This is a genomic window from Mesorhizobium sp. M0909 (assembly GCF_040319515.1).
Lineage (GTDB): Bacteria > Pseudomonadota > Alphaproteobacteria > Rhizobiales > Rhizobiaceae > Mesorhizobium.
Genome location: NZ_JAMYOA010000054.1, coordinates 1 through 3,066 on the forward strand (window position 1 = coordinate 1; position 3,066 = coordinate 3,066).

The following is a 3,066-nucleotide window of genomic DNA, read 5'->3' on the forward strand; positions in this document are numbered from 1 at the left end:
GGCTTAGCAGTCGACATCGGTCGGCCCCCAAGTGCAGCGTGAGTGTGAACAATGCACTCCAGCCGGGGCGTGCCGGGGCATGGTTGGTGCCAGCTAGCGCATTGTTTTCGCGCGCCACCTGCTCGCCATCCGCAATGCCAGAATGGCGCCGCGCTCCGGCGCCTGTGTCGAATGACCAACGGACGGCGCCGCTCCTCTGAGCGTCGGCTGGTTGGCCTTGACGGCGAGTAGGTAGCCGGCGCCGGTAGAGGCACATAAGACGGATCGGCGCCCATCGTCTCGCCAGAGGCTCTGAAATCGTCATATGTCGAAGCTCCTCAAAGGCTTCGAACATCGCCGCTCAGCTGATCGTGAAAGGTGTCCCGTAGCACCGCTCCCCTCGCCGCGCTAGATGAGATCGAGACGGCCGTCGGTTCCACTGCCACCCACCCTGGCACGGCCCGCACTGGAGCTTTTCGATTTTCTTTGGCTGAAGGATAAAGGCGGATGCTTATCTAAGGTGCGGAATGTTCTATGGCGGAAGTCGCGATGGCTTAGGTCCTGCAGAAGGATGGCATCACCGCGCCGATCGTCGGTGCGTCGAAGCTCTCGCACCTGAAGGCGGCTGTCAAAGCGATCGCCCTCAAGTTGGTCAATGATGAGATCGCCGCCATTGAGAATCCGTAGCGTCCGCGCACCGTCTCCGGGTTCTGAGCGGGCACGGAAAAACGGCAGCAGATGTCTACGTGCCAAGGGATCATCGCGGAGTTCAATGCCTGTTCGGCAAGGGACCGCGCAATTCGAGGGATGATATGCGCCGCCTCGTGAGGCTCTGGAGGCTGTCATGTGCCGATAGACACCGTCCATCAAACTGGCATCCAATACAGCGATGTACCAGCGATGTCGGACAACATGGACCTCAATTGCGGCGAGATCCTCAGCGGGGCCGAGAGTGTCGAACAATGTGGCAGGCGGATTTTCGATCGGATCCTGCGCGTCGCTTCAGGGAACGAACCAAAAGCGAAGAGTTTGACTTTGGTGCGGCCGAATTCGTCCCGTGGGTTTTTGGCGCCACGGTCTAGTTCTCAAGAAAGCTATCGACATGAAAGTCGTTTACTCAGAAGGCCATCGTAGCCACGACCCGCAAACATTCATTCATCGCGGAAACTGGTCCGAAAGCCCCGAGCGCCCCGAGCGTGCCGAACATAAGCGACCTCATTGGACCTATCGCCATGCTGCAGGAGGGCGGATATCCCTGCCCGGAAACCGGTGGCAACCTTGTGGCATTTCTAGGAGCTATAGATGAATAACCCCAAAATGCCCCCCCTTGCCTTCTCAGGCAAACCTGCGGTCGTCACAGGCGGACGAGGCGCATTGTGCACCATCTCACGGCTGGGCCGGAAAGACTGCGGCTGCTCGACTGGGGCCCGCATCGATTATTCCAGCGGGCAGAGGAAATACTGATGGAGCTGCTGACAAAACGCCTGCTGCTACGGCAATGGAAGGACGAAGACGTCGAACCGTTGGCTCGAATGAATGACGATCTCAGAGTTGTAAGATACATTGCAAAACTGACCGATCGGAGCGCGATTCACGCATGGATAAATGAACAACGTGAGCATTTCAAAAAACACGGATATGGCCTGTGGGCACTAGAGCGTTTAGATGTTGCAGAGTTTATCGGTTTCTGCGGTGTTGTTAACGTTTCCTATCAAGCGCACTTCACACCAGCTGTGGAGATCGCCTGGAGGCTTGACCCAGCCAGTTGGGGGCGAGGTTACGCAACAGAGTCAGCGTCCGCCGCGCTTTCGTTTGGCTTCGAGCGTCTTGGTCTGAGTGAAGTTGTTGCCAATGCGGCTGTAGAGAATCTGGCTTCAAGAGGCGTTATGGAGCGGCTTCGAATGAGCCATGACCCACAAGATGATTTTGACCATCCACTTAAAGCCGAAGGGGACCCTTTGTTGCGACAGGTGCTTTATAGAATAAAGGCTGGAGACTGGCTGAAACAATGACCCGTGATAACGGTCGTTCCGATTACTAAAGAGCAGATCGATGTGGCGGTGTCGGCGAAAATTCCAGGTTCCCGTTCCTAGACGAGCGCGTCGTCCTCCCATCTCGCCAAGCTCGACAAGGTTCGATCTGCTGTTCCTCGACGATCTGGCCTACGTCACCAAGGACCAGGCCGAAACGAGCGTGCTCTTCGAACTCATCTGCGCAAGATATGAGCGGCGTTCCATCATGATCACCGCCAATCAACCTTTGGAGAATGGAACCGGATCTTTCTCGACCCCGCCATGACCCTCGCCGCGGTGGACCGACTTGTTTCATCACGCAACGATCTTCGAGATGAAAGTCGAAAGCTACCGGCGCAGATCCGCCATGGAGGCCAAACGCCAGCGCGGCAGGCCCGCCTCCTATGCGACAATCAAAAACACGCACGAACTTGTCGCGCGTTTCGCGGTCGGTCCGCCCATTGCTGGGCGCCGCCCGCACAGATCCACGCGGGCGGCTTTCCCGCACGTGGCTCGTACCTTGGGTGACTGACGGCGAAGCGGACGCTCGGCCATGGATGAAGGTTGCAAGGCTTGGTAAGGTAGTCGTTGGCTAACTGCGCGACCCGTTCCCACGTTGCATCGTCCTTCAGGCTACGCCGCCGTTGCGATCGTCGCCAGAGGTCGATCACGCGATACCGAAGCGCGGTAAGCGCTCGGATTTCGTTCGAACCGCAAAGTAGTCCTTTTACGAGTTGCCCCAGCCATTTCCCCTGTTTGGGGATCGGCTAATGCATGCGCCGCCGTAGCTCCACCTTGATGTCCTTGAGCTTCGCCCGAATGCGGTCGCCTCGGGTCTTCCGCTTAAGCTGGAAGCGCCCCTTGCGCGATTTCCCGCAGATAAAGGTAAAGCCCAGGAATGCAAAGGTTTCCGGTTCCCTGCCGCGATTAGACAACCCCATCACGCTATAGGTATGGGCGCCCGCCAATCCAATGGATCAGCAGCACGATCGTAAGCGCCAAGCTGACCCCATCTGGCGCGGCTTGAGGTGATGAGCGAGACATACTGACACTGAAGCAAGGAGCCGAGGAGCTT

The 3,066-nt window shown here is 57.7% G+C and carries 2 protein-coding genes and 2 pseudogenes; 3 read left to right on the forward strand and 1 reads right to left on the reverse strand.

Annotated elements, in window-relative coordinates; genetic code table 11:
• Positions 1-387: 387 nt before the first annotated feature.
• Positions 388-732 carry a hypothetical protein gene (locus NKH83_RS31810; RefSeq protein ID WP_502895663.1) on the reverse strand — a complete coding sequence of 115 codons (345 nt, stop codon included), beginning with the start codon at positions 730-732 and terminating at the stop codon, positions 388-390.
• Between the two features lie 106 nt (positions 733-838).
• Between NKH83_RS31810 and NKH83_RS31410 the strand changes: the two are divergent.
• The 3 genes and pseudogenes from NKH83_RS31410 to NKH83_RS31420 form a co-directional block, all read left to right on the forward strand.
• Positions 839-1,061: pseudogene (locus NKH83_RS31410) on the forward strand (altronate dehydratase); the annotation flags it as partial.
• A gap of 381 nt (positions 1,062-1,442) precedes the next feature.
• Entirely contained in the window at positions 1,443-1,991 is a 549-nt protein-coding gene (locus NKH83_RS31415; protein WP_352809033.1) for a GNAT family N-acetyltransferase, read from the forward strand.
• 118 nt (positions 1,992-2,109) lie between these two features.
• Positions 2,110-2,379 (forward strand): annotated as a pseudogene (locus NKH83_RS31420) (ATP-binding protein); the annotation flags it as partial.
• Positions 2,380-3,066 lie beyond the last annotated feature (687 nt).